Source organism: Paraglaciecola sp. 25GB23A, assembly GCF_040012495.1.
Classification (GTDB): Bacteria; Pseudomonadota; Gammaproteobacteria; order Enterobacterales; family Alteromonadaceae; genus Paraglaciecola.
Window position 1 is genome coordinate 1 of sequence record NZ_JBDYKM010000057.1, and the last position, 3,292, is coordinate 3,292.

At 39.8% G+C, this 3,292-nt stretch carries 1 protein-coding gene; it reads left to right on the forward strand.

The window, feature by feature from the left end; all coding sequences use genetic code 11:
- Positions 1 to 83: 83 nt before the first annotated feature.
- A partial coding sequence (locus ABKW31_RS22675) for a beta-propeller fold lactonase family protein (RefSeq protein ID WP_348618994.1) occupies positions 84 to 3,292 on the forward strand: 3,209 nt, incomplete at its 3' end.

The window sequence follows — 3,292 nt, forward strand, 5'->3', positions numbered from 1 at the left end:
AAATGACTTTGAACAACAAAACAATGAATTACAGAAAGTAGCTTAACTAAGGTGGTCGTATTAGGTTGACCAGGTCACTATTTTTGTTTTGTTCATTATTTTTTATCCAATCTTATCATTTGCATGCAACTGAATATGAAAAAATTTCTTCTCTTTCTGAAGGGGTGTTCGAGTCACCTTCTGAATTTGTAATAGGGCCAAACCAACAGTACATGTATGTTGCTAGCCAAAATGGAATTGTTGTTGTTGAGTTAGATGATTCAGCAGAACCAACCTCAAATACTACAATCTTTGATGAATTCGGCGAAAATGAGAGCATCGCTGGATTTGGTGAAGGTTTAGTGCTTTCCCCATCGGGAAAGTTTTTATATTGGTCAGGGCAGATAAATAAATCTGGCCAATTTTTTATGGGGCTTGTGGCTTTTTCTGTTGATGAAACCACAGGCTTACTTACTCATGTACAAACTCTTGGATTTGATTCAAGTTCTGGTATTGATACGGGCAGTAGTTCAGAAACACTCGTCATTTCTCCTGACGGAAAGCATATTTATTCGCACAACCCATACGGAGAGATGGGACAAGGCCTAATACTTATCTACGAACTAAACACAGTAAACGGTGAAATGAAGTTTGCCGATATCTATGATATGGGGGATGTGTGGGTCAATTATGAGCATAATTTCGATTTAACTTATGATGGGCAGTTTCTTGTCTATGCTTACTCTGACTATAGTGGTCAAGGTGCTCAAATTGTTGTTTTGAAAAGAAACCCTATACCGGGTTACCTTAGTGAAGTTAGTAGAACGCAGTGGTCACAAGTTTCTTCGTTAAGCGATTTAACATTGAAGTCTTCTTCGTTAGATGAACATTTCTATATCTACTCTGAGGGCAGTTTAGCTGTTTTCACAATTGATGACGAAGGGGCTTTGGCTTGGCATTACAATGTTACTACACCGAGTTATGAGTCGGCTGGGGCAATGTCTCTTGACATTAATAGCACTGGTGATCAGATAGTTGTTCTCGCCAATAAGCTTGATTACCTTCAAATATTGGATAATTTTTCTCTAAACTCCTTAACAAATAAATTTGAATTCAAGGACCGTGTAGAAAGCCTAGACGGTTTTTCATTTAGGACGAGGTTTAATCCTGACGGTAATAAAATAGTTTGGTTTGGTTGGAATAGTGACAGATTTTACTCACTCGATAGTATTAGTTTTGAACCAAGCGGTATCATTGAGTATCCGTTTGGCGATATCGGTTTAGAAAATTTGAATCCTCTGTATGTCTCTGAAAATAATTTGATTGGCTTTGCGACTGCTAATTTAACCAGCCCTTATGCGATAAATCTGCTGAGTAATGGTAATGACATTAGTATTGCGACTCAAAGCTTTTCAGATAGAGCGCCTTCAAGTCGAGATAGTTATTTAACCATTAATGAACGACTTCTTGTCAGAGTTGCAAGGCTTCAAGCTGATCCCAATATGACCGCAGTAGAGTTTATTGAGCGCAACATTCTAGAAGACACGTTTTCTACGATAAAGACTGTTAGCCTTGGCGATAGTGGTAACCGCTATGTAATTTATAGCGCTGCAATTGATCCAACAGGGGAGTATTTAGTTGCTCTCGAGCGAAGCCAAAATACAAATAACCAATATGGTATCGCGCTATATAAGATTGATGCCACTAATCTTAATTTAAACTTTATTTCATCATTAAACTGGGGAGAAATTGAACCTACTTCGACTTTTCCATCTAGTTGGTATAGTGGCGTTATCAAACCTGTCTTTTTCAAGCAAACTAATGCGTTTGCGTTAGGGAATAAACTGTTTCGATATGGTAGTGATTCTTTTAATTATATAGGGTATTTAAGTTCCCCAAGTGACCTTGACTTGTTTGTTGCAGAAGATGGAAATGCTGCGTTTTCTTTGGAAAAGGATGCTTCAACTGGAACAACTAATATCAGTAGTTTTTCTGTCGACTATTCTGCAACTGAAGCAAGTGCATTTTTAACATCCACAGGTGCCTTAACTAATCTTGACGGTTTACTGACCATTGTCTCTGCTACTAGCTATAAATTAACTTTTATTACTGATACCCAAATGGGGCAGTTGGCCTTTGTTGAAACAGCATATAATTCAAGTTTAAGTCTAGCTGCTCCAATTAGGGCGATTAACACAATTCCCGTCGACATTAGAAATCCTGATGGAGTAAGCGTAAAAGTATACCCGTCAGAGGATAATCCAAATGTTTATTGGTTGGCGTTGCAAGGCGGAAGTTACGATGTTATCAAAATTTCTGAATTAGAACCTCAAACACAACTTTTCCTATTCAGTTATACATTTGATGCGTCGGTAAGAGGAACTCAAAATCATAATTTACTGGGCATTGTCGCAGGTGTTTTGCAGGATGATGGTGATACTGTTGTTATTGAAGACTTAGTGTACGCGAGATTAGCCGACATTGATTATTCAATTACAGACGCTATCGGTATTCGCGCGGCAGACCCTACCAATAAACCGGTAATATCCTTATCAGGAAACAACGTAGATTTGTGGGTTTGCGTAAAAGGCTTTACTTATATCGACGGTGTAGGTGGAGGAGATTGTTTGTTCGGTGCTGAGGGAGGTTTTTTAATCGCACCGTACCTTTCTACATCAACGGGGGAGTGTCTTTCTGAAAGTACTGAGAGTATATGTGACTTGTGGGCATGGGCTGGTATTCCCCAACTAGGTGATGATTATCGTGATGGAGATATTCCCTTTAATCAGAATAATTGGTTTGGGGGGTACGTTGGTGAAGCTATAGACACCGATATCGATGGCATCTTTGATCTTCTTGACTGGGATGATGACAATGATGGTATTGAAGATGAGTCAGACGCTTATCCTCTTATTTCAATTGGTGAACTTCTAGACACCGATAATGATGGAGCCCCTGACGAATGTGACAACGATTGTTTGTTTTTAGGGATGAACGCGGATTTAGACGACGACAACGATGGCGTGTTAGACGTTGACGATGCATACCCGCTTGATCCAAGTCGCTCTAGTGAAGTGAATTATGTGGCCAAAAACGACGTAGACGGCGACGGTAAATCCGATTTGTTGTGGCGAAGTGAAGCCAGAGGCTGGAACTTTCTATGGGCGATGAACGGAACACAGACTAAAGAAGCGCGTCCTATCAATGTGGTGCAAGACGATGGTTGGTTGATGGCCGGTCAGGGCGATTATGATGCAGACGGTAAATCGGATATTTTCTGGCGCAATACTATAACTGGCCAAAACTTTATCTA